The sequence below is a fragment of the Pseudomonas sp. HN8-3 genome (genome assembly GCF_020790195.1).
Taxonomy (GTDB): Bacteria; Pseudomonadota; Gammaproteobacteria; order Pseudomonadales; family Pseudomonadaceae; genus Aquipseudomonas; species Aquipseudomonas synxantha_A.
Map to the genome: position 1 here is coordinate 4,372,107 of NZ_CP086206.1, position 20,928 is coordinate 4,393,034.

Sequence of the window (20,928 nt, forward strand, 5' to 3'; positions counted from 1 at the left end):
CGGCTCCCACATTTTGAGGTGCTAACCCGATCAAATGTGGGAGCTGGCTTGCCTGCGATAGCGGCCGAACTAACAGCAGAAATGTTGAGGTAGACATGGACAACTGGATCAGCGCCCTCGCCACCCTGCAAAACCAGGGCGAACCCTGCGTACTGGTGACCATCATCGAAGAGCTGGGCTCCACGCCACGTAATGCCGGTTCCAAGATGGTGATCAGTACCGCGCGCACCTTCGACACCATCGGCGGCGGGCACCTGGAATACAAGGCAATGCAGCTCGCTCGCGACATGCTCGTGCGCGGCCAGCAAACCACTCATCTGGAGCGCTTCAGCCTCGGCGCGAGCCTGGGCCAGTGCTGCGGTGGCGTGGCGGTATTGCTGTTCGAACCCATGGGCCAGGTGCAGGCGCAGATCGCGGTGTTTGGCGCCGGCCATGTCGGGCGTGCGCTGGTGCCGTTACTGGCAAGCTTGCCCTGCCGCGTACGCTGGATCGATTCCCGTGAGCAGGAGTTTCCGGAGCACATCCCGCAAGGCGTGCGTAAAATCGTCAGTGAAGAACCGGTCGATGAAATTGCCGACCTGCCCGCGGGCAGTTACTGCATCGTCATGACCCACAATCACGCGCTGGACCTGGAACTCACCGCCGCCCTGCTCAAGCGCAATGACTTCGCCTACTTCGGCCTGATCGGCTCGAAAACCAAACGCGTCAAATTCGAACACCGCCTGCGTGACCGCGGCTTCGACACCGCACGGTTGCAACGCATGCGCTGCCCCATGGGCCTCACCGAGGTGAAGGGCAAGTTGCCGGTAGAGATCGCCATCTCCATCGCCGGCGAAATCATCGCCACCTATAACGCCAATTTCGGCCAGCACACTGCCGGCGCCGAACCCATTGCCAAACTGCTGCCGGCTTCGCGCCGCAGCCAAGCTATCAATTGAGATAACCATGCCTTTGACTCGCAAAGCCTACCGCGCCGCCATCCTGCACAGCATCGACGACCCTGCCATCGTTGGCATCGACGCCTCCTACGAGTATTTCGAAGACGGCCTGCTGGTGATCGATAACGGCCAGATCAGTGCGCTCGGCCACGCCAGCGACCTGCTGCCGACGCTGCCCGCCGACATCGACATCACGCACTACCAGGACGCATTGATCACCCCCGGCCTGATCGACACCCATATCCATCTGCCGCAAACCGGCATGGTCGGCGCCTACGGCGAGCAATTGCTGGATTGGCTCAACACCTACACCTTCCCCTGTGAACGCCAGTTCGCCGACAAGGCCCACGCCGATAACGTCGCGGATATCTTCATCAAAGAGTTGCTGCGCAACGGCACCACCACCGCACTGGTCTTCGGCAGCGTACACCCGCAATCGGTGAACTCGTTTTTTGAAGCGGCCGAGAAACTCGACCTGCGCATGATCGCCGGCAAAGTGATGATGGACCGCAACGCGCCGGACTACCTGACCGACACACCTGAATCCGGCTATCAGGAAAGCAAGGCGTTGATCGAACGCTGGCACGGCAAAGGCCGCCTGCATTATGCCGTTACGCCACGCTTCGCCCCCACCAGCACGCCTGAGCAACTGGCGCTGGCCGGGCAATTGCTGGGCGAATACCCAGATCTGTACATGCAGACCCACATCAGTGAGAACAAGCAGGAAGTCGAGTGGGTAAACGAGCTGTTTCCCGAGCGCAACGGCTACCTGGACGTGTACGACCATTACAAACTGCTCGGCGAGCGCTCGGTGTTTGCCCACGGCGTGCACCTGTGTGACGACGAATGCGCACGGCTGGCGGAGACCGGCTCGGCGGTGGCGTTCTGCCCAACGTCGAACTTCTTCCTCGGCAGTGGGTTGTTCAACTTGCCGATGGCCGAGAAACACAAATTGAACGTAGGCCTGGGCACCGACGTGGGCGGCGGCACCAGCTTCTCGCTCCTGCAAACACTGAATGAAGCCTATAAGGTCATGCAGTTGCAGGGAGCGCGGTTGAGCCCGTTCAAGTCGCTCTATCTGGCGACCCTGGGCGGTGCGCGCGCGTTGCGTCTGGAAGACAGGATCGGCACATTGCAGCCGGGGACGGATGCGGACTTCCTGGTGCTGGACTACAACGCCACGCCACTGCTCAACTATCGCTTGAAGCAGGCCAATAACATTGCCGAGACGTTGTTTGTGCTGATGACGCTGGGGGATGATCGGGCAGTGTTGCAAACCTATGCAGCCGGCCAGTTGGTGCACCAGCGCTGATCTCAGAGACACCACAAAACCAATGTGGGAGGGGCTTGTGTGGGAGCCGGGCTTGCCCGCGATGCAGGCACCGCGGTATGTCAGTTACACTGCGGTGATGCTATCGCAGGCAAGCCAGCTCCCACACAAGCTCGCTCCCACATTTGATTGGGTTTACAACTTTACAGACGTGCGCCCAGGTTTTTTAGTCTGTAGAAGGTGCGAAAACACCGCATGCAAATCATCCGACGCGCTCTCTTCATCGAGGTTGAGCTTGCTGTCGATATGATCCATGTGGTGCATCATCAAGTTCACCGCCAGCACCGCATCGCGGGCTTCGATCGCGTCGATCAACTGGGTGTGCTCATCGTAGGAACAGTGCGAGCGGTTGCCGCTTTCGTACTGGGCGATGATCAATGAGGTCTGGGACACCAGGCTGCGCTGGAAGCTGATCAACGGCGCGTTCTTGGCCGCTTCGGCCAGTTTCAGGTGGAACTCGCCCGAAAGACGGATACCGGCACCGCGATCACCGCGGGAGAAACTGTCGCGCTCGTCATTGACCATCTGGCGCAACTCGGCCAATTGCTCAGCGGTAGCGTGCTGCACCGCCAACTCCGTGATCGCTCGCTCCACCAGACGCCGGGCCATGAACACCTGGCGCGCTTCTTCCACACTGGGGCTGGCAACCACTGCGCCGCGATTGGGCCGCAGCAGTACCACGCCTTCATGGGCCAGGCGCGACAGTGCGCGGCGAATGATGGTGCGGCTAACGCCAAAGATCTCGCCCAGTGCCTCTTCACTCAATTTGGTTCCGGGTGCCAGGCGTTGTTCGAGGATCGCCTCGAAGATATGCGCGTAGACGATATCGTCCTGGGTTCCGCTGCGACCGGTCTTGCCGGCTCGCGGTTGTTTCTTGAGAGGTTGCAACTGTTCGTTCATGGGCACTCGGGTAGGGAGAACGGCGGCGAATTAACGGTAATACGGCAAATTCAAGGTAATACGGCAACTACGGGTCGCTGGCAAGTATCACCTAAAAACAGCGCACATTGTACACAACCCAATGCGCCAACACACTGTACGGCTGTTTGCGGCCCCGGCTGTATTGCAATGACTCGTTACGTTTGAGTTTAGGCTTGAATCTGCGCCGTCACCGGCAAATCCCAGGTAAAAGGAACACCCTTCCATGACCGACGCCACCCAAGCGCCCTTGCGCCCGCTGGCCGACACCTCCCCCTCGGCCATCGTCGCCGGTTTTATCGCCATGATGACCGGCTACACCAGCTCCCTGGTGCTGATGTTCCAGGCCGGCCAAGCCGCCGGTTTGACCACCGCACAGATTTCTTCGTGGATCTGGGCGATTTCCATCGGCATGGCGGTATGCAGCATCGGCCTGTCCCTGCGCTATCGCACACCCATCACCATCGCCTGGTCCACACCCGGCGCGGCGCTGTTGATCACCAGTTTAGGCGGCGTGAGTTATGGCGAAGCCATCGGCGCCTACATCACCTGCGCAGTGCTGGTGACCCTATGCGGGATGACCGGCAGCTTTGAAAAACTGGTCAAGCGCATCCCTGCATCGCTGGCGGCGGCGTTGCTGGCGGGGATCCTGTTCAAGATCGGCAGCGAAATCTTCGTCGCTGCGCAGCATCGCACCGGTCTGGTACTGGGGATGTTTTTCACCTACCTGATCATCAAGCGCCTGTCGCCGCGCTATGCCGTGCTTGCCGCGCTACTGATAGGCACCGCGCTGTCGGGGCTGATGGGGTTGCTGGACTTCAGCGGTTTTCATCTGGAAGTGGCGACGCCCGTATGGACCACGCCGCATTTCTCACTGGCGGCGACCATCAGCATCGGTATCCCGCTGTTTGTGGTGGCCATGACCTCGCAGAACATGCCCGGGGTCGCCGTGCTGCGGGCCGACGGCTACACCGTGCCGGCTTCGCCGCTGATCACCACCACCGGCCTGGCCTCGCTGGTGTTGGCACCGTTCGGCTCCCACGGCATCAACCTGGCGGCGATCAGCGCGGCGATCTGCACCGGGCCGCACGCCCATGAAGACCGCAACAAGCGCTACACCGCTGCGGTGTGGTGTGGGGTGTTCTATGGGATTGCCGGGGTATTCGGCGCCACGCTGGCAGCATTGTTCGCAGCCCTGCCCAAGGAACTGGTGCTATCGATTGCGGCGCTGGCGTTGTTTGGCTCGATCATCAACGGCCTGAGCATTGCCATGAATGAGCCGAAGGAGCGGGAAGCGGCGCTGATCACCTTTATGGTCACCGCGTCAGGCTTGACGTTGTTTTCCATCGGGTCGGCGTTCTGGGGGATTGTGGCGGGGGTGTTGACGCTGTTGATTCTGAATTGGCGCAAGGCATAAAAAAACGGCGACCCTCAGGTCGCCGTTTTGTTTAGTATCACTTAGCCGCGTTGATCGGCTTTTCCGGATACCACACGTCCAGCAACGGGCTGACTTCAGCCTTGGTCAGCTCGGAACGGGTTTTCAGCCAGGCTTCGACAGCAGCGCGCTGCTCTTCGGACACCGAGCCACGCTTCTGCAGGCAAACCAGACCGTAGTCATCGCCGCCGACATAGCCCAGACCATTGGCTTCCATGGCTTCTTTGATGAATGCTTCGAGGAAAGCGTCGATAGCTTCTTCACTCAGGCCTTCGTTGAAGTCCAGGTTCAGTTCGAAACCCAGCTCTTGAAATTCATCAACGCACAGTTTTTTGCGCAGACGCTGGGAACGGTTAGTCGCCATTGGAACAATCCTCATAAGTAATAACGGGCGGCACTTTAGCAGTTTAAGGCGGCAATTGCCCGACTCTCTGGGACGGGCGGCGCATCGGCCGTTAAAAAAACCTGATTAGCGGCTATCGTTCAGCTACAAGTGAAGCCACCTTGGGGCATAATGCCGACACTTTCGTGACCATTGAGGGATTTTCTTATATACCCCTCGCCTTTTTCACCCTTCTCAGCAGTAGGGTTTTATTTCTTATGATCAAATCGTTGCGTTCTGTATTACTTGCCAGTGTCCTTTTGCCTTTGGCCCTTTCGGCCACTGCCGCCCCCATCAATACTGCCCTGCCCCCCAGCGTCGCGCAGGCCTTGCAGAAAGCCAAACTGCCCAATACCGCGTTGTCCCTGGTGATGCTGCCTCTGAACGGCCCCGGTACGCCAACCGTATTCAATGCCGACGTATCGGTGAACCCGGCCTCTACCATGAAGCTGGTGACCACTTACGCGGCCCTGGAGATGCTCGGTCCCAACCACCAGTGGAAGACCGAGTTCTACACCGACGGTACCCTCAGCGGTGGCGTGTTGCGCGGCAACCTGTACCTCAAGGGCGGCGGCGATCCCAAGCTGAACATGGAAAAGCTCTGGCTGCTGATGCGCGACCTGCGTGCCAATGGCGTGCAGCAGGTCACCGGCGACCTGGTACTGGATCGCAACTTCTTCAACCAGCCGCTGTTGCCTGATTTCAATGACGACGGCAACGACGAGAACAAGCCGTTCCTGGTCAAGCCCGATGCCTTGCTGGTCAACCTCAAGGCCCTACGCTTCGTGACCCGTAATGATTCGGGACGCGTGATCGTGTCGGTCGAACCGCCGATTGCCAGCATTCGCATCGACAACCAGGTGAAAGTCACCAACGCCAAGCAGTGCACCGGTGACGTGCGTTACAACCCGGTGACCGCCGCCGACGGCAGTGTGACCGTGACTGTCAGCGGCCAACTGGCCGATGGCTGCAGCTCGCAGACTTACCTGTCACTGCTCGACCACGCCACCTACACCGCCGGCGCCGTGCGTGCGATCTGGAAGGAGCTGGGCGGCACCATCCAGGGCCGCGATATCCAGGCGCCAGTGCCCAAGGATGCCAAGGTGCTGGCCCGCGCATTCTCGCCGGACCTGGCGGAAATCATTCGCGACATCAACAAATACAGCAACAACACCATGGCCCAGCAACTGTTCCTGAGCCTGGGCGCGCAATTTCGCAACGATGCCGATGGCGACGATGCCAAGGCCGCGCAACGCGTCGTGCGCCAATGGCTGGCCAAAAAAGGCATCACCGCACCGCACCTGGTAATGGAGAACGGCTCCGGCCTGTCCCGCGCCGAACGGGTCAGCGCTCGCGAAATGGCGGCCATGCTGCAAGCCGCCTGGAAAAGCCCCTACGCGGCGGAGTACATCAGCTCGATGCCAATCGCCGGCACTGACGGCACCATGCGTAAACGCCTGAAGACCACAGCGATGCGCGGCGAAGCTCATGTGAAGACCGGTACCCTGAACACCGTGCGCGCCATCGCCGGGTTCAGCCGTGACAACAATGGCAACACTTGGGCGGTGGTGGCGATTCTCAACGACTCCAAGCCTTGGGGCGCGTCATCGGTGTTGGACCAGGTGCTCCTGGACCTGTATCGCCAGCCGAAGGCCGTTGCAGCCGCGCCGGTTCTGTAAAGCATCACACTACCCTGCAGGAGCGAGCTTGCTCGCGAAAAACGTCAACGATCACGCGTGTTTCCTGAGTACACGCGGCGTCTATGGTTTTTTCGCGAGCAAGCTCGCTCCTACAGTCAGTAGGGCTTGCTCGCTCCCACACGCCTCGACCCGGTCCCTGCCCGCCTGCTTGGCCACATACACTGCCGAATCAGCGCGCAGCAGCAACCCATCGATATCTTCATCGGTCCGCCAACTGGCTACGCCAAAGCTGGCAGTGACGATGCCCACCGGTTCCATCGGCGTATCGCGCAACGACTGCCACAACTGAGTTGCCAGGCTATAGGCCTGGGCACCATTGGTACTTGGGCACAGCACCACGAATTCTTCCCCACCCAGGCGGCAAAACACGTCGGTACGGCGCAAGCGCTGGCCTATGCGCTTGCACAACTCCTGCAACACCCCGTCGCCCACGGCGTGACCATGCTGGTCGTTGATGCGCTTGAAGTGATCGATATCGAGCATGATCAACGACAGTGCACCCGAGGTGCGGTTGATCCGCAGCATCTCGCCCTTGAGCCGATCCTGAAAATAACGCCGGTTATAGATGCCCGTCAGAGAGTCAGTGATGGAAAGCGCGCGCAGTTCTTCCTCGACCCGTTTGAGATCGGAAATATCCGACACATAACCGTGCCAAAGCGTACCGCCTCCAGGTAACTCTTCAGGTGTCGCTTCGCCGCGAATCCAGCGCAAGCCTCGCTGAGGCAACTGCACGCGATATTCTTCGCGCCAATGGCTCAGTTGCAACGCCGACAAACGTATCGAGGCACGCACTCGCTCAATGTCCAAGGGGTGAATGCGTTCCAGCACCTTGCCTGCATCCTGCTGTAATGCGCCAAGTTCGATTTCATAGATATCGCGCATACCTTCGCTGGCGTAAATGAAACGCCCATTGCCCTGCAGGTCCTGGGTGAACTGGAAAATCCCGCCAGGCACATGAGCACTGAGTTTTTTCAGCAGACGGTCCCGGGCGGCCAGGGCTTCATAGGCGCGCTTTTGCTCGGTGATATCCAGGTAAATTGCCAAGTGCCCGACCCACAGGCCAAAGTCGTCCAGGAGCACGGTGGCCAGCATGTTGACCGTCAGTTGGGTACCGTCCTTGCGCACCAGCGTCCACTCGCGAGCTTCATGCAGGCTGTCAGGGCTCTCCACCAGCATTGCCTGGCTCGGCGCAATACGCTTGCCTAGCGCCAGGCTCAACGGCGCAGCCCGCGCTTCGAGTTCCACCGCCAGGTGCAGGCTTTCCAGGGTCAGGCGACCCAGCGCCTCTTCGGCCTTGAAACCCAACATCTGTTCGGCGCCAGCATTGAAGGTGTTGATAACACCGCGCAAATCGGTGGCGATGATCGCGACCTGAGTCGCCGCATTCAGCACACTGCGTAATTGCCCGTGAGCCCCACGCAACTCTTGCTCACGCAAGCGCAACTGCACGGTGCGCTGTTCCACCAGTTTCAGCGCACGCTGGCGCTGGCTGACCAGCACGTAGAGCAAGGCACTGAGCAAGGCGCTGAGCAGCACACCCATGCCCAGAATGGTATTCATCGAGGAATGATTGGCCTTGTCGAACACCTCGCTGGCACGCAGGCTCAGGGCATAGACGTGATCGCCAAGGGTGAGGCGGCGTGTCGCCGTCAGGTCGCTGTTGCCCACCGTATTGCTGGATGCATACAACACCCGTTGCTGCGTATCGGAGGTGTCGACGATCTGCATGACCAGATTATCGCGATTCGGTTTGGGCAACCCATCGGCCACCAGTTGGCGCATGCTGAGCACCGCCATGACAAATCCGTAGGGCTCGCTGCCAACAGCTTTGCTCACTGGCGCCACCAGCAGCACGCCGGCCGCGTAGGCAGGCTCCACGCCCACCAATTGCATGGGCTGTGACACTGCCGGCCTGGCGTTTTTTTGCGCACGCTCCAGGGCTGAACGGCGCAAGGGCTGGGCCAGCAGGTCAAACCCCAAGGGCGAACCCAGCAAGCTCTGCGTCTGGCTGTACAACACCGGTACGTATTCATCGCGCTCGGGCGCGGGCGCCAACTCACCCAAGCCATTGAGTTCACGGATGCTGAAAGGGATGCCACGCTGACGGGAAATCTCTCGCTCGAACGCCCTGCGCTGCTCACGAAATATGCGCGGTGCCCAGGCGTAGGCACGCGCATTGAGCAACAGAGGCTGGGCGAAGCCGTCGAACTCGGCACGGGAGACATCGCCAGAGTTGATGAAGAAACGCTGCAGGCTACCCAGGCGCAACTCCTGATCCTCAAAACGCTCCTGGATGCGGGTGTAGCGCTCATTGACCAGCAACTGGAAACGCTGGCGCACCTGTTGCTGATACAGGTCGGCAGTCGCCCACGCGACAACCATCGTCAACGCGCTGCCAGCCAACAACACCACCAATGCCACCAGCCAAGCCGACGCCTGTTCACTGATAAAACCAAGGATTTTCGGGCGGACAGCTTGCATCGGCATAGGCAACACTCACAACGCCAGTGTGCGGGGGTGTCACGTTGGCTGGGGTTTAAGTTATAGCCATTGGTCGGGTGTTTGACCAGCCTAAAAACTGCAGGGGCTTAATGTGGGAGGGGGCTTGCTCCCGATAGCGGTGGATCAGCCATTCCATTGGTGACTGATACTCTGCTATCGGGAGCAAGCCCCCTCCCACACTGGATACTCGGCGCATTCAGAACTGCTGATATTAATCAGCGAGCAGTGATTTTCCAGGCCCGGTGGATCTTCGCATTGCGCGCAAAATCCGGGTCGATGGTCTTGTCGCTGATCTCTTCGACCGCATAGCGTTCGCTGAGGTTGTCTTCCAACTGGAACTTGCGGAAGTTGTTGGAGAAGTACAGCACGCCACCCGGCGCCAGGCGCGCCATGGCCAGGTCGAGCAACTGCACGTGGTCACGCTGCACGTCGAAGATACCTTCCATGCGCTTGGAGTTGGAGAAGGTCGGCGGATCGATGAAAATCATATCGAACTCATCGCGACTGGCCTCCAGCCACGCCATGACATCACTCTGCTCCAGGCGGTTCTTGTCGGAGAAACCATTGAGGGAGAAGTTGCGACGCGCCCAGTCCAGATAGGTTTTGGACAGGTCGACGCTGGTGGTGCTGCGCGCTCCACCCTTGGCAGCATGGACGCTGGCGGTGGCGGTGTAGCAATACAGGTTGAGGAAGCGCTTGCCGGCCGCTTCTTTCTGGATGCGCATACGCATCGGGCGGTGGTCGAGGAACAGGCCGGTATCCAGGTAGTCGGTGAGGTTGACCAGCAGCTTCACGCCACCTTCGCTGACCTCGGTGAACTTGCCCTGGGCGCTCTGGCGTTCGTATTGCTTGGTGCCGCTCTGACGCTCGCGACGCTTGACCACCACGCGGCTCTTGTCGACGTTCAGGGCCTGGGGAATCGCTGCCAGGGCGTCGAACATGCGCGCCGAGGCTTTTTCCGGGTCGATGGATTTTGGTGCCGCGTATTCCTGTACGTGAACCCAATCGTGGTACAGGTCGATGGCCATGGAGTACTCGGGCATGTCGGCGTCATACACACGGTAGCAATCCACGCCTTCACGCTTGGCCCATTTGCCCAGCAGCTTGAGGTTCTTTTGCAGGCGGTTGGCAAACATCTGCCCGCCTTCGCTCAAGCGCGCCTGTTCGACCACCGGGGCCGGGGCTGGCTTGATCGGGTTGCCGTTCTTGTTGTACTGGCGCTCAACGGGCTCGGTCGGCGCCTGGTCGTAAGCCGCTTGCTCACGCTCAGCCTGGCGCTGCTCCGGCGTGCGACGTTCGCCGGTGACGAACTGATCCGGGTTGACCTTGATCAGCAGCAATTTGCACGGCAACGCGCCGTTCCAGAACGAATACTGTTTGTGGCTGCGGATGCCCATGCGCTTGCCCAGGTCCGGCGCGCCGGTGAACACCGCAGCTTCCCAGCCCATGCAGGCCTGGCGCAGGCGCTCGCCGAGGTTCTGGTAGAGGTACAACAGGCTGGCTTCGTCACCCAGGCGCTCACCGTAGGGTGGGTTGCAGATCACCAGGCCTTTCTGGTTCTGGTCCGGGCGCGGCTCGAACGTGCCCACTTCGCCTTGGTACACCTTGATCCAGTGGCTCAGGCCGGCGCGTTCGATGTTATTGCGGGCGGGTTGAATCAGGCGCGGGTCGGCTTCGTAACCGCGGACCCACAGCGGTGGCTTGTTCATACCAATGGCCGCACGCTCGCTGGCCTCGGTGTGCAGCTTTTTCCACAGCGCCGGGACGTGGCCCAGCCACGTGGTGAAACCCCACAGCTCGCGATTGAGGTTGGGGGCCATGTCGGCGGCGATCATCGCGCCTTCAACCAGGAAGGTGCCGACGCCGCACATCGGGTCGGTCAGCGCACCGCCTTCGGCTGCAATGCGTGGCCAGCCGGCACGAATCAGGATCGCCGCTGCCAGGTTTTCCTTCAGCGGTGCCGCGCCCTGCTGCAGGCGGTAGCCACGCTGGTGCAGGCTGTGGCCGGAAAGATCCAGGGACAGGATCGCTTCGCCACGGTCCAGGCGCAGGTGAATGCGCAGATCCGGGTTGATCTTGTCGATGGATGGACGCTCGCCGGTTGGGGTGCGCAGCTTGTCGACGATCGCATCCTTGACCTTCAGCGCGCCGAAGTGAGTGTTGTCGATGCCCGAGCCGTGACCGCTGAACTCGACCGCCAGGGTACCGTCGGGAACCATGTGGTCGGCCCATTCGATATCCAGCACGCCGTGGTAGAGGTCTTCGGCGTCCTTCATCGGGAAGCGCTTGAGTACCAGCAGCACACGGTTGGCCAAGCGTGACCACAGGCACAGGCGGTAGGCGGTTTCCATGTCGGCCATGCCGCGAACGGCCGAGGTGTGCTCGCGGGCGTCCTCAAGGCCAAGCCCGACGGCTTCCTCGATCAGCAGGCCTTCGAGGCCCTTGGGGCAAGTGAGGAAGAGTTCAAAACGGTCCGACATGGGGCATTCCAGGCTTTTCAGCAATAAATGAACGGGCGACGCATCGCCGGCTCGGTTTTCAATCAAGCACTTTTCTTGAAGAGTGCTCGCGTGGCACGAATGTGCCGTCCCACCCCGCTTTCCGGGCCGTTGAGCCTTGTTTGACGGGGCAGAGAAACAATGTGAAGCAACAAAAGGAAATATTCAGACCCTTCGTCGAATAATAACCGACTGCAACAGGCGGGCATTCTCACTAAAGGATTAACCCGCTTCGCTGTGCAGGGCACATCATAGCTGGCTTTGCTGCATAAAAGGGGCGAAAAACCATCCCAGCTTATGGCTATAGCATCGTTATCGTTACGTGCTTATGACAAAACGATCATTGAATACATGTGACCTATTGGTTAGAACTCAACACAGGTTGGCGCCGTAACGACGCCGACACATCGGCTCGCCACGCCGGCAGCGAGCCCACCAACGGCAGAAAAACTCTGCCCGGCCTTGGACAAGGCCGAAGGATATCTAGACAGTCAACAAGTGAGGGAAACACCCTATGAGAAGACTTAAGCGTGATCCGTTGGAAAGAGCATTTTTACGCGGATATCAATATGGCGTTCATGGAAAATCCCGTGAGCTTTGCCCATTTACTCTACCGTCGGTACGCCAAGCCTGGATCAACGGCTGGCGAGAAGGACGCGGCGACAACTGGGACGGTATGACTGGCACTGCGGGCATCCACAGACTCAACGAACTTCACGCCGTCGGCTAATCAGGGGCATTTTATTCCGACACACATCTTTGAATGAGTAACGACTTAACCACGCGCGCCCCATCCGGGCGGCGGGCTTCGGCCCAGGGGCTCCTTTATGGAGCCCTTTTTATTGCCTGGCAGATTGTCAGCGCAGGGCAGCGATGGCATCCACCGACTCGCGAATCAACGCCGGCCCCTTATAGATAAAGCCGGAGTACAACTGCACCAGGCTGGCGCCAGCCGCGATCTTCTCGGCCGCGTGCTTGCCTTCGGTAATACCGCCCACCGCGATGATCGGCAAACGCCCGGCCAACTCGGCCGCCAGCACCTTGACGATATGGGTGCTCTTGTCCCGTACCGGCGCGCCGGACAGGCCGCCCGCCTCGTCGCCATGGGCCAGCCCCTCGACGCCCACGCGGCTGAGGGTGGTGTTGGTCGCAATCACTGCGTCCATGCCCGCATCCACCAGGGCCTGGGCCACCAGTACGGTTTCTTCATCGCTCATGTCCGGGGCGATCTTGATTGCCAGGGGTACGCGCTTGCCATGACGCACGGCCAAGTCTTCCTGACGCTGGCGCAAGGCTTCGAGCAGTTGTTTGAGGGAGTCACCGAATTGCAGGCTACGCAGGCCCGGGGTATTGGGCGAGCTGACGTTGACGGTGACGTAGCTGGCGTGGGCGTAAACCTTGTCCAGGCAGATCAGGTAATCGTCCACTGCACGCTCTACCGGCGTGTCAAAGTTCTTGCCGATATTGATCCCGAGGATGCCTGTGTATTTTGCCGCTTGAACCCGCGATAACAGGTGATCGACGCCGAGGTTGTTGAAACCCATGCGATTGATGATCGCCTCTGCGTCCGGCAGGCGGAAAATGCGTGGCTTGGGATTTCCCGGCTGTGGCCGTGGCGTCACGGTGCCGATTTCAACGAAGCCGAACCCCAACTGTGCAAACCCGTCGATGGCCGCGCCGTTTTTGTCCAGGCCGGCTGCCAGGCCGACCGGATTGGGAAAATCCAGGCCCATCACCGACACCGGCACTTTCGCCGCAGCCTTGCATACCAGGCCATTGAGCCCCAGGCGGCCACCGGCACCGATCAAGTCCAGGGACAGATCGTGGGAGGTTTCCGGGGAGAGTTTGAACAACAGCTGGCGGGCCAAGGTATACATGGGCGGGCTAGACTCGGATGGCGGCAAAAGGTGACGCGATTATAGCCGGGGTGGCGGGCCTCATGCGAGGCGTGCTGCGCTCATCGGCGCTGAGCAATCAACGCCTGATAACGCACCCAGATCCTTTCGGCGTAGCGCTGGCGCAACGCCTCACGCTGCGAGCCAGGGCCCGGTCCAACATTGTAGGAACCCACCGCCATCCAGTTGTAGCCGAAACGCTGAATAAACTCGGCCAGAATCGAAGCACCGACTTGCACCGACAAACAAGGTTCGCTCAACAACCGCTCCTCGGTAATGCCCTGTTTGAGCAAACGCGGCAGGTGGATGCTGTTGATCTGCATCAAGCCGATATCACGCGTGCCATTGCGGTTGGCGTAGTTGATCGCCTGCGCACGCGAACCCGATTCGACATCAGCGATAGCCTGCAACAGTTCCGGTTCGAGATCGTACCGGCTGGCCGCCTCGTCCCAGCAATAGGCCAGTACCTGGTGACTGCCCATCAGCCCACTGAGCAGCAGTACCACGCTCCAAACCTTAAGCATTGCTGGCCTGGCCACACACAGAGCACACATGCACGACACCCCGTGGTGGTTCCCCCACCCGCACCGGGCACGTAAAGCGATACCCCTTGCCATAAATCGTCTTGATAAACCCTTTGTCGGCCCTCAAATGTTTGCGCAGGGAATAGATACAGCGCGTCAGTGACTCATCGGCCACCTCTCCCCGGGGCCAGGCCAGCTCCAGCAGGCGATCCTTGGTCATCAGCGTGCCACCGGAGGCCAGCAACAATCGCAGCACATGCCACTCCTTGGGCGGCAACTGAATATCCGCATCGCCGCCCGTCAACCGGCCATCGCCATGCAAGGTCCAACGAGCGAAGACCAGGGAGGTCGTCGATTCATCAATCACGACGGCCATACGCACCTCTGCTTTTTACTACTGACATTCACATCCTTAGTTTCCGTACCGGCTCACCTGCCAATGTCACGACTATAAAAAACCGGCCTACGGCTCGCGCTAGGACAAAGCCCATTCGGGCGCCCTTTTTTGGAAACTTTCGGTCAGACAATTCTCCTGACGCACTTATTGGGGTAGCCATTCCTGATACGTCTCCTGCAACTCAACCCCCAGCCGATCCTCCAGTTGCACCAGCTCACCCAACGCCATCAGTTGCCCATTGACCCGTACCTCCACACTTCGAGTCGCCCCTGGATCCAGAGGCAGCACCTTCCCCGGTGCGAACGCAGCCAAACGCTTGCGGCTGATCAATTGCTCCTGCAGCAGTATTTCCAGGTGCATGGACAAACGCCTTTTTCATGGGGAAAACTCACGATCGGTGCGCAGGAACGCACGCTGCACACGCTCATGTTGTGCTGTGCTCAATTGCGCAGGCGCGGGAGGTGGCGGTAATGGGTCAGGGCCTGACGAAACGTCATCCTGGACCGTGGCGCTATCCAGCTCCGCCACCAGTTTTTCGATAAGACTCACCTGGGCAGGCTGGCCCTTGATCAACAAACTGTTGGTATCCGAATAGGCCACCAACACCAGGCTACCGTCTGCCAATTGGCCTTTCTGCTCAGGGGATAGCCGGGCTTCGATCATGGCAGCCATACCCGGTACGCGGACCTTATTGGCACCCTCTCCTTGCTGGCGGTCCTGAACAGCTGCATTGATCACCTGGACAACGCCGAATGCCGTTGCGCCTTCGGGCTGCTTGCGGCGTGGCTGGTCCATCAGGCTGGTCAGCCGCAAGACATGATCGACATAGCTCGGTGGCCCGTAAACGTAGAACGTACGTGCCCCGATCTCACGCAATGGGTAGCGCGGCTCATCCAGCCCCGCACGCCGCATGATGCCGCGCAGCCGATTGACTGAGATATGCCGCAGCACGACCGCAGAACTACGCACCTCATCGGCGGTGTAGAGATGCACCACTTGCCCGCTGCGGTGCCAGATCAGGTCTTGCTGCTCAGCGAGGGTTTCCAGGACCCGTTGCGGCGCTGCAAAGTCGAAGGTTCCGCTGATGCGCCTGCGCGCCACCGCACGGCTGGTGACCACAGGCAGGCCCAATGGCCCCGACAGCGCGGTAAAGAAAGTATGCAAACTTTCATCCTGTGCCTGGTACGCCTGGCCCCAGGCTGCGCGGCTACCCAGCAACAGGGCGGCACACAGTAACCCGCAGTGCAGCCAGCGGCAGTTCATGGGGTTCGGGGAATCAGTGTGCACCGTGGGTATTCCTGGGCGATCTGGCCTGAAGAAGCGGCCATACTGCGAGGCGCAAGAGGTTCAATCATGATGGAAAGTTGACGGCAGACTGCACCACGCCCCCGTGGCATGTGCCTTGCTTCGCACTTTGTATCAGGCCCGCACCAAAGGCGGCGCGGGCCTACGGACAAAGGCGTCGTTACCCGGCAATGGCCTGTCACGCCAAGCCGGGAAACGACGCTTTTTTTTCAGAAAAGGCAGGTATTGATGAACGATCCGCTGGCTTGGGTAAACGGCAGCGATGCCCCGGAAAAGAGCAGCCTTGACCTGGGGTTCATGGCCCTGACCGATTGCGCGTCGTTGGTGGTCGCTGCCACCCAGGGCTTCGCCCAGCCCTACGGCCTCACACTGAACCTCAAGCGCCAATCATCCTGGGCCAACCTGCGGGACAAGCTGGTCAGTGGCGAGCTGGACGCCGCCCACGGTCTGTACGGGCTGATCTATGCCGTGCATCTGGGCATCGGCGGCGTTGCGCCTACCGACATGGCCGTACTGATGGGCCTCAACCAGAACGGTCAGAGCATCAACCTGTCCCACGGCCTGCAACACCAGGGAGTGGTCACTCCTGAAGCGCTGGAACGCCACGTGCACCAAAGCCGGACAAAACTGACCTTCGCCCAGACATTTCCCACGGGCACCCACGCCATGTGGTTGTATTACTGGCTGGCGAGCCAAGGCATTCATCCATTGCAGGATGTGAACAGCGTGGTGGTGCCGCCGCCGCAAATGGTGGCGCACCTGCAGGCCGGACGCATCGACGGTTTTTGTGTCGGCGAGCCTTGGAGTGCCAGTGCAGTGCAACATCATCAAGGCTTTACTCTGGCGACCACCCAGGCGATCTGGCCCAATCATCCGGAAAAGGTCCTGGGCTGCACCCAGGCGTTCGTCGACGCGTTTCCCAATACCGCCCGCCTATTGGTCATGGCGATCCTCGAGGCCAGCCGGTTTATCGAACAGAGCATTGAAAACCGCCGTTCCACCGCGCAGTTGCTCAGCGCTCGCGACTACCTCGACGCCCCGTTGGACTGCATCGAGCCGCGTCTGCTGGGTCATTACGAGGACGGCTTGGGTAACCAGTGGCAGGATCCCCATGCTTTGCGCTTTTTCGCCGGTGGCGAGGTGAATTTGCCCTACCTCAGCGACGGCATGTGGTTCATGACCCAGTTCCGGCGTTGGGGCTTGTTGCGTGAAGACCCTGACTACCTCGGCGTCGCCTGCCAGGTCCAGCAATTGGCACTGTATCGCCAGGCCGCCGATGCGCTGGGCCTCAGCCTTGGCGACGCGCCGATGCGCAGCAGTCAATTGATCGACGGCAAAATCTGGGACGGCTCCGACCCCGCCGGTTACGCCCGCAGCTTCCGCCTCAATGCCCTGGGCGATGACAACCACCGTCAAGCGCTGCGCTGACAGGAGCTCAATGATGCTACGAATCCTGTTGATCAATGACACCCCGCGCAAGGTCGGGCGCCTCAAGGCCGCCCTGACCGAAGCCGGCTTCGAGGTGATCGATGAATCCGGCCTGACCATCGACCTGCCCGCACGCGTCGAAACAGTGCGCCCGGACGTGATCCTGATCGATACCGAGTCACCCGGCCGCGATGTGATGGAGCAAGTGGTGTTGGTCAGCCGCGACCAGCCCCGGCCTATCGTGATGTTTACCGATGAGCATGACCCGAATGTGATGCGCCAGGCAATCAAGTCCGGCGTCAGTGCCTATATCGTCGAAGGCATTCAGGCCCAACGCCTGCAACCGATCCTTGATGTGGCCATGGCCCGCTTCGAGAGTGACCAGGCCCTGCGCGCGCAGTTGCAGGCCCGCGACCTGCAATTGGCCGAACGTAAACGCATCGAGTTGGCCAAGGGCCTGCTGATGAAAATGAAGAGCTGTAATGAAGAAGAGGCGTACACCCTGATGCGCCGTCAGGCCATGAGTCGCCAGCAGAAACTGATCCAGGTGGCAGAGCAGATTATTGCCATGAGCGAGTTGCTCGGCTGATCTGGCTCAGCTCTTGCTAAAGAATCCTCACAGGTAACCAACGGCGGTTGCCCCTCCACGACAAAGACGTCGCCCACCCGGTTTGCCCTCGCGAACCCGGTGGCGGCGTTTTTTCGTTTCAGACCCCCAACCGTTGAGGTGCGTGATGAAATCAAGCTTCTGGAAATCCGGGCATACCCCGACCCTGTTTGCCGCGTTCCTGTATTTCGACCTGAGTTTCATGGTCTGGTACCTGTTGGGCCCGCTGGCGGTGCAAATTGCCGCCGACCTGCACCTGACCACCCAGCAGCGCGGCCTGGTGGTGGCCACGCCGATCCTGGCGGGCGCGGTCCTGCGTTTTCTGATGGGCATGTTGGCCGACAAGCTGTCACCCAAGACCGCTGGGCTGATAGGCCAAGTGATTGTGATCGTGGCGCTGTTCTGCGCCTGGAAGCTGGGGATCCACAGTTACGAGCAAGCCTTGCTGCTGGGCGTGTTTCTGGGCATGGCCGGTGCCTCCTTTGCCGTAGCTCTGCCCCTGGCATCGCAGTGGTATCCCGCAGAGCACCAGGGCAAGGCCATGGGCATCGCCGGTGCCGGTAATTCCGGCACCGTATTTGCCGCCTTGCTGGCACCGGTGCTGGCGGCTGCGTTCGGCTGGAGCAATGTGTTCGGCTTTGCGCTGATTCCGCTGGTCCTTACCCTGATCGTATTCGCCTGGCTCGCACGCAACGCGCCACAACGTCCGAAAGCCAAGTCCATGGCCGACTACTTCAAGGCCCTGGGCGACCGCGACAGCTGGTGGTTCATGTTCTTCTACAGCGTGACCTTTGGTGGCTTCATCGGCCTGGCCAGCGCCCTGCCCGGCTACTTCAACGACCAATACGGCCTGAGCCCGGTGACCGCCGGTTACTACACCGCGGCCTGCGTGTTCGGTGGCAGCCTGATGCGCCCGCTGGGCGGCGCCCTGGCCGACCGTTTTGGCGGGATCAAGACCCTGCTCGGCATGTACAGCGTGGCGGTGATCTGTATTGCCGCAGTGGGTTTCAACCTGCCCAGCTCCTACGCGGCGCTGGCGCTTTTCGTCTGCACCATGCTCGGCCTGGGTGCCGGAAATGGCGCGGTATTCCAATTGGTGCCGCAGCGTTTTCGCAGTGAGATCGGCGTAATGACCGGCTTGATCGGCATGGCCGGTGGCATCGGCGGCTTCGCCCTCGCCGCCGGCATGGGCGCGATCAAACAGAGCACCGGCAGTTACCAGTTGGCGCTGTGGTTGTTCGCCAGCCTCGGAGTGCTGGCCTGGTTTGGCCTGCATGGCGTCAAGCGCCGCTGGAGAACCACCTGGGGCTCGGCTGCGGTCACCGCTGCCCGCGTCTGATGAGCCTTCGACTGAGCGTCGCCCAGGCCAGCGCCATTGGCCCACGCAGTGAAAACCAGGATGCGCTGCGGGTGGTCACACCGATGGCGGAACTGGCGGCGAGCAAAGGCTACCTGTGCGCATTGGCCGATGGCGTCAGCCAATGCGCCGACGGTGGCCTGGCCGCGCGCTCGACCTTGCAGGCGCTGGCGCTGGACTACTACGCCACGCCGCAGACCTGGGGGGTGGCCCAGGCGCTCGAACGTCTGTTGGTCGCGCAAAATCGCTGGCTGCAAGCCAACGGTGGTGGGCAACCGTTGCTCACCACCCTCAGCGCCCTGGTGTTTCGCGGCCAACGCTTCACGCTGGCCCATGTCGGTGATTGCCGTGCATATCGCTGGTTCGACGGCGAGTTGCAACGCCTCAGCGAAGACCATGTGTGGGAACAGCCGGGTATGCAGCACGTACTCAAACGCGCCCTTGGCCTGGATCAGCACCTGGTGCTGGACTTCCTCGACGGCCAATTGCGCGAGGGCGAATGTTTCCTCTTGCTCAGCGACGGGGTGTGGGCGACGTTGGGCGATCACAGCATTGGCGCGATTCTGCGTGAGCAAGACGACCTCGACCTGGCCGTCAGCACCCTGGTCAGCGCCGCCCACCTGGCCGGCAGCCAAGACAACGCCAGCGCCTTGCTGGTGCGCATCGACCAACTCGGCGCCGCCACCCTCGGCGACGCCTTGGTGCAGTTGCAGCAATGGCCAACGCCGCCGCCGCTGAAGGTTGGGCAGATCTTTGAAGGCTGGGAGGTGCAAAGCGTGCTCGCGCAGAGTCGGCAATCGTTGCTGTACCGCGTGCACGATGCGCAGCGGCAACCCTGGCTGCTCAAGACCTTGCCCTTGCGCCACGATGACACCGACGCCGCCCAAGCCTTGTTATCGGAGGAATGGTTTCTGCGCCGCGTCGCTGGCCGTGCCTTTCCGGAGGTGCATACCGCCAGTGGTCGTCAGCATTTGTACTACGTGATGCGCGAATACCCCGGGCAGACCCTCGCCCAGCTGTTTCAACAACAAGGCCCGCTGCCGCTGGCGCAATGGCAGTCAATCGCCGAACGCTTGCTGCGCGCCGTGGGCCTGCTGCATCGCCGACAGATTCTGCACCGCGACATCAAGCCGGAAAACCTGCTGCTGGGCGATGACGGGGAACTGCGGGTGCTGGACTTTGGCCTGGCCTACTGCCCTGGCCTTTCTGAAGACCGTGCCCACTTACTGCCCGGCACCCCGAGTTTTATCGCGCCCGAAGCTTTCGCAGGCGAGCATCCTACTGCGCAACAGGATTTGTATAGTGTCGGTGTGACCTTGTATTACCTGCTGACTGGGCATTACCCCTACGGCGAAATCGAAGCCTTCCAACGCCCGCGTTTCAACCAGCCTGTCAGCGCCAGCCGCTATCGCCCCGACCTGCCGGATTGGTTGCCCCACAGCCTGGAGCGCGCCGTGGCCGCCCTGCCCGCACAGCGCTATGAAACTGCCGAAGAATGGCTGCTGGTACTGGAACAGGCCGACCGCCGCGAACTGAGCGTACGGCCACGGCCGCTGCTGGAGCGCGAGCCGCTGAAGGTCTGGCAAACCCTGGCAGTGGCCTCACTGTTGATCAATCTGGTGCTGCTGTACTGGCTGCTGCACCACTAACGAGCAAAATCCACATCTCTCCTGTTTAAACGCCCAATAAAACTGGGGGTATGCAACTTGGCA

Annotated in this window: 18 protein-coding genes; 9 read left to right on the forward strand and 9 right to left on the reverse strand. The window is 60.7% G+C overall.

The window, feature by feature from the left end; genetic code table 11:
* Positions 1 to 95 precede the first annotated feature (95 nt).
* Both xdhC and guaD read left to right on the forward strand, forming a co-directional pair.
* Entirely contained in the window at positions 96 to 938 is an 843-nt protein-coding gene (xdhC, locus tag LJX92_RS19365; RefSeq protein WP_148852789.1) for a xanthine dehydrogenase accessory protein XdhC, read from the forward strand.
* Positions 939 to 945: 7 nt separating this feature from the next.
* Complete coding sequence (guaD, locus tag LJX92_RS19370) at positions 946 to 2,250, forward strand: guanine deaminase (RefSeq protein WP_228308831.1); 1,305 nt, start codon at positions 946 to 948, stop codon at positions 2,248 to 2,250.
* A gap of 153 nt (positions 2,251 to 2,403) precedes the next feature.
* Here guaD and LJX92_RS19375 read toward each other — a convergent pair whose 3' ends face one another.
* On the reverse strand, positions 2,404 to 3,168 hold the full coding sequence (locus tag LJX92_RS19375; RefSeq protein ID WP_005790335.1) for a GntR family transcriptional regulator: 765 nt from the start codon (positions 3,166 to 3,168) through the stop codon (positions 2,404 to 2,406).
* Positions 3,169 to 3,412: 244 nt separating this feature from the next.
* On the opposite strand from LJX92_RS19375, the gene LJX92_RS19380 reads away from it, so the two are divergent.
* Entirely contained in the window at positions 3,413 to 4,603 is a 1,191-nt protein-coding gene (locus LJX92_RS19380) for a benzoate/H(+) symporter BenE family transporter (RefSeq protein ID WP_032879937.1), read from the forward strand.
* Between the two features lie 37 nt (positions 4,604 to 4,640).
* On the opposite strand, the gene LJX92_RS19385 is transcribed toward LJX92_RS19380, so the two are convergent.
* Positions 4,641 to 4,985, reverse strand: coding sequence for a YggL family protein (locus LJX92_RS19385; RefSeq protein WP_003193255.1), 345 nt, complete (start codon positions 4,983 to 4,985; stop codon positions 4,641 to 4,643).
* Positions 4,986 to 5,221: 236 nt separating this feature from the next.
* Here LJX92_RS19385 and dacB point away from each other — a divergent pair, with 236 nt between their 5' ends.
* Entirely contained in the window at positions 5,222 to 6,682 is a 1,461-nt protein-coding gene (dacB, locus tag LJX92_RS19390) for a D-alanyl-D-alanine carboxypeptidase/D-alanyl-D-alanine-endopeptidase (RefSeq protein ID WP_005790339.1), read from the forward strand.
* A gap of 81 nt (positions 6,683 to 6,763) precedes the next feature.
* On the opposite strand, the gene LJX92_RS19395 is transcribed toward dacB, so the two are convergent.
* Positions 6,764 to 9,190, reverse strand: a complete 2,427-nt coding sequence (locus LJX92_RS19395) for a diguanylate cyclase (protein ID WP_228308832.1) — start codon at positions 9,188 to 9,190, stop codon at positions 6,764 to 6,766.
* 230 nt (positions 9,191 to 9,420) lie between these two features.
* Entirely contained in the window at positions 9,421 to 11,685 is a 2,265-nt protein-coding gene (rlmKL, locus tag LJX92_RS19400) for a bifunctional 23S rRNA (guanine(2069)-N(7))-methyltransferase RlmK/23S rRNA (guanine(2445)-N(2))-methyltransferase RlmL (RefSeq protein ID WP_228308833.1), read from the reverse strand.
* Positions 11,686 to 12,217: 532 nt separating this feature from the next.
* Here rlmKL and rmf point away from each other — a divergent pair.
* Positions 12,218 to 12,433: a ribosome modulation factor gene (gene rmf / locus LJX92_RS19405; protein WP_002553055.1), complete on the forward strand. Its 216-nt coding sequence runs from the start codon at positions 12,218 to 12,220 to the stop codon at positions 12,431 to 12,433.
* 127 nt (positions 12,434 to 12,560) lie between these two features.
* Here the strand turns inward: rmf and LJX92_RS19410 are convergent, their stop codons facing one another.
* The 5 genes from LJX92_RS19410 to LJX92_RS19430 all read right to left on the reverse strand — a co-directional run bounded on the left by LJX92_RS19410 (position 12,561) and on the right by LJX92_RS19430 (position 15,806).
* Positions 12,561 to 13,580: a quinone-dependent dihydroorotate dehydrogenase gene (locus LJX92_RS19410; protein ID WP_005790346.1), complete on the reverse strand. Its 1,020-nt coding sequence runs from the start codon at positions 13,578 to 13,580 to the stop codon at positions 12,561 to 12,563.
* Between the two features lie 80 nt (positions 13,581 to 13,660).
* The gene (locus tag LJX92_RS19415; protein WP_279309750.1) at positions 13,661 to 14,122 is read right to left on the reverse strand and encodes a transglycosylase SLT domain-containing protein; all 462 of its coding nucleotides are present in this window, start codon (positions 14,120 to 14,122) and stop codon (positions 13,661 to 13,663) included.
* Positions 14,115 to 14,498 (reverse strand): winged helix-turn-helix domain-containing protein, encoded by a 384-nt coding sequence (locus tag LJX92_RS19420; protein ID WP_032879928.1) that lies wholly within the window; start codon positions 14,496 to 14,498, stop codon positions 14,115 to 14,117. The genes LJX92_RS19415 and LJX92_RS19420 overlap by 8 nt, the downstream gene beginning before the upstream one ends.
* Positions 14,499 to 14,663: 165 nt before the next feature.
* Entirely contained in the window at positions 14,664 to 14,879 is a 216-nt protein-coding gene (locus LJX92_RS19425; RefSeq protein WP_228308834.1) for a FliM/FliN family flagellar motor switch protein, read from the reverse strand.
* 15 nt (positions 14,880 to 14,894) lie between these two features.
* Complete coding sequence (locus LJX92_RS19430) at positions 14,895 to 15,806, reverse strand: secretin N-terminal domain-containing protein (protein ID WP_323134812.1); 912 nt, start codon at positions 15,804 to 15,806, stop codon at positions 14,895 to 14,897.
* A 246-nt stretch (positions 15,807 to 16,052) separates the two neighbouring features.
* Here LJX92_RS19430 and LJX92_RS19435 point away from each other — a divergent pair, with 246 nt between their 5' ends.
* The 4 genes from LJX92_RS19435 (at position 16,053) to LJX92_RS19450 (ending at position 20,865) form a co-directional block, all read left to right on the forward strand.
* The gene (locus tag LJX92_RS19435) at positions 16,053 to 17,252 is read left to right on the forward strand and encodes a CmpA/NrtA family ABC transporter substrate-binding protein (RefSeq protein WP_228308835.1); all 1,200 of its coding nucleotides are present in this window, start codon (positions 16,053 to 16,055) and stop codon (positions 17,250 to 17,252) included.
* A gap of 13 nt (positions 17,253 to 17,265) precedes the next feature.
* On the forward strand, positions 17,266 to 17,841 hold the full coding sequence (locus LJX92_RS19440) for an ANTAR domain-containing response regulator (RefSeq protein ID WP_005790358.1): 576 nt from the start codon (positions 17,266 to 17,268) through the stop codon (positions 17,839 to 17,841).
* A gap of 145 nt (positions 17,842 to 17,986) precedes the next feature.
* On the forward strand, positions 17,987 to 19,198 hold the full coding sequence (locus LJX92_RS19445) for a nitrate/nitrite transporter (RefSeq protein ID WP_078822055.1): 1,212 nt from the start codon (positions 17,987 to 17,989) through the stop codon (positions 19,196 to 19,198).
* Positions 19,198 to 20,865, forward strand: coding sequence for a bifunctional protein-serine/threonine kinase/phosphatase (locus LJX92_RS19450; protein WP_228308836.1), 1,668 nt, complete (start codon positions 19,198 to 19,200; stop codon positions 20,863 to 20,865). Before LJX92_RS19445 ends, LJX92_RS19450 begins: the two co-directional genes overlap by 1 nt.
* The last annotated feature ends 63 nt before the right edge of the window (positions 20,866 to 20,928 follow it).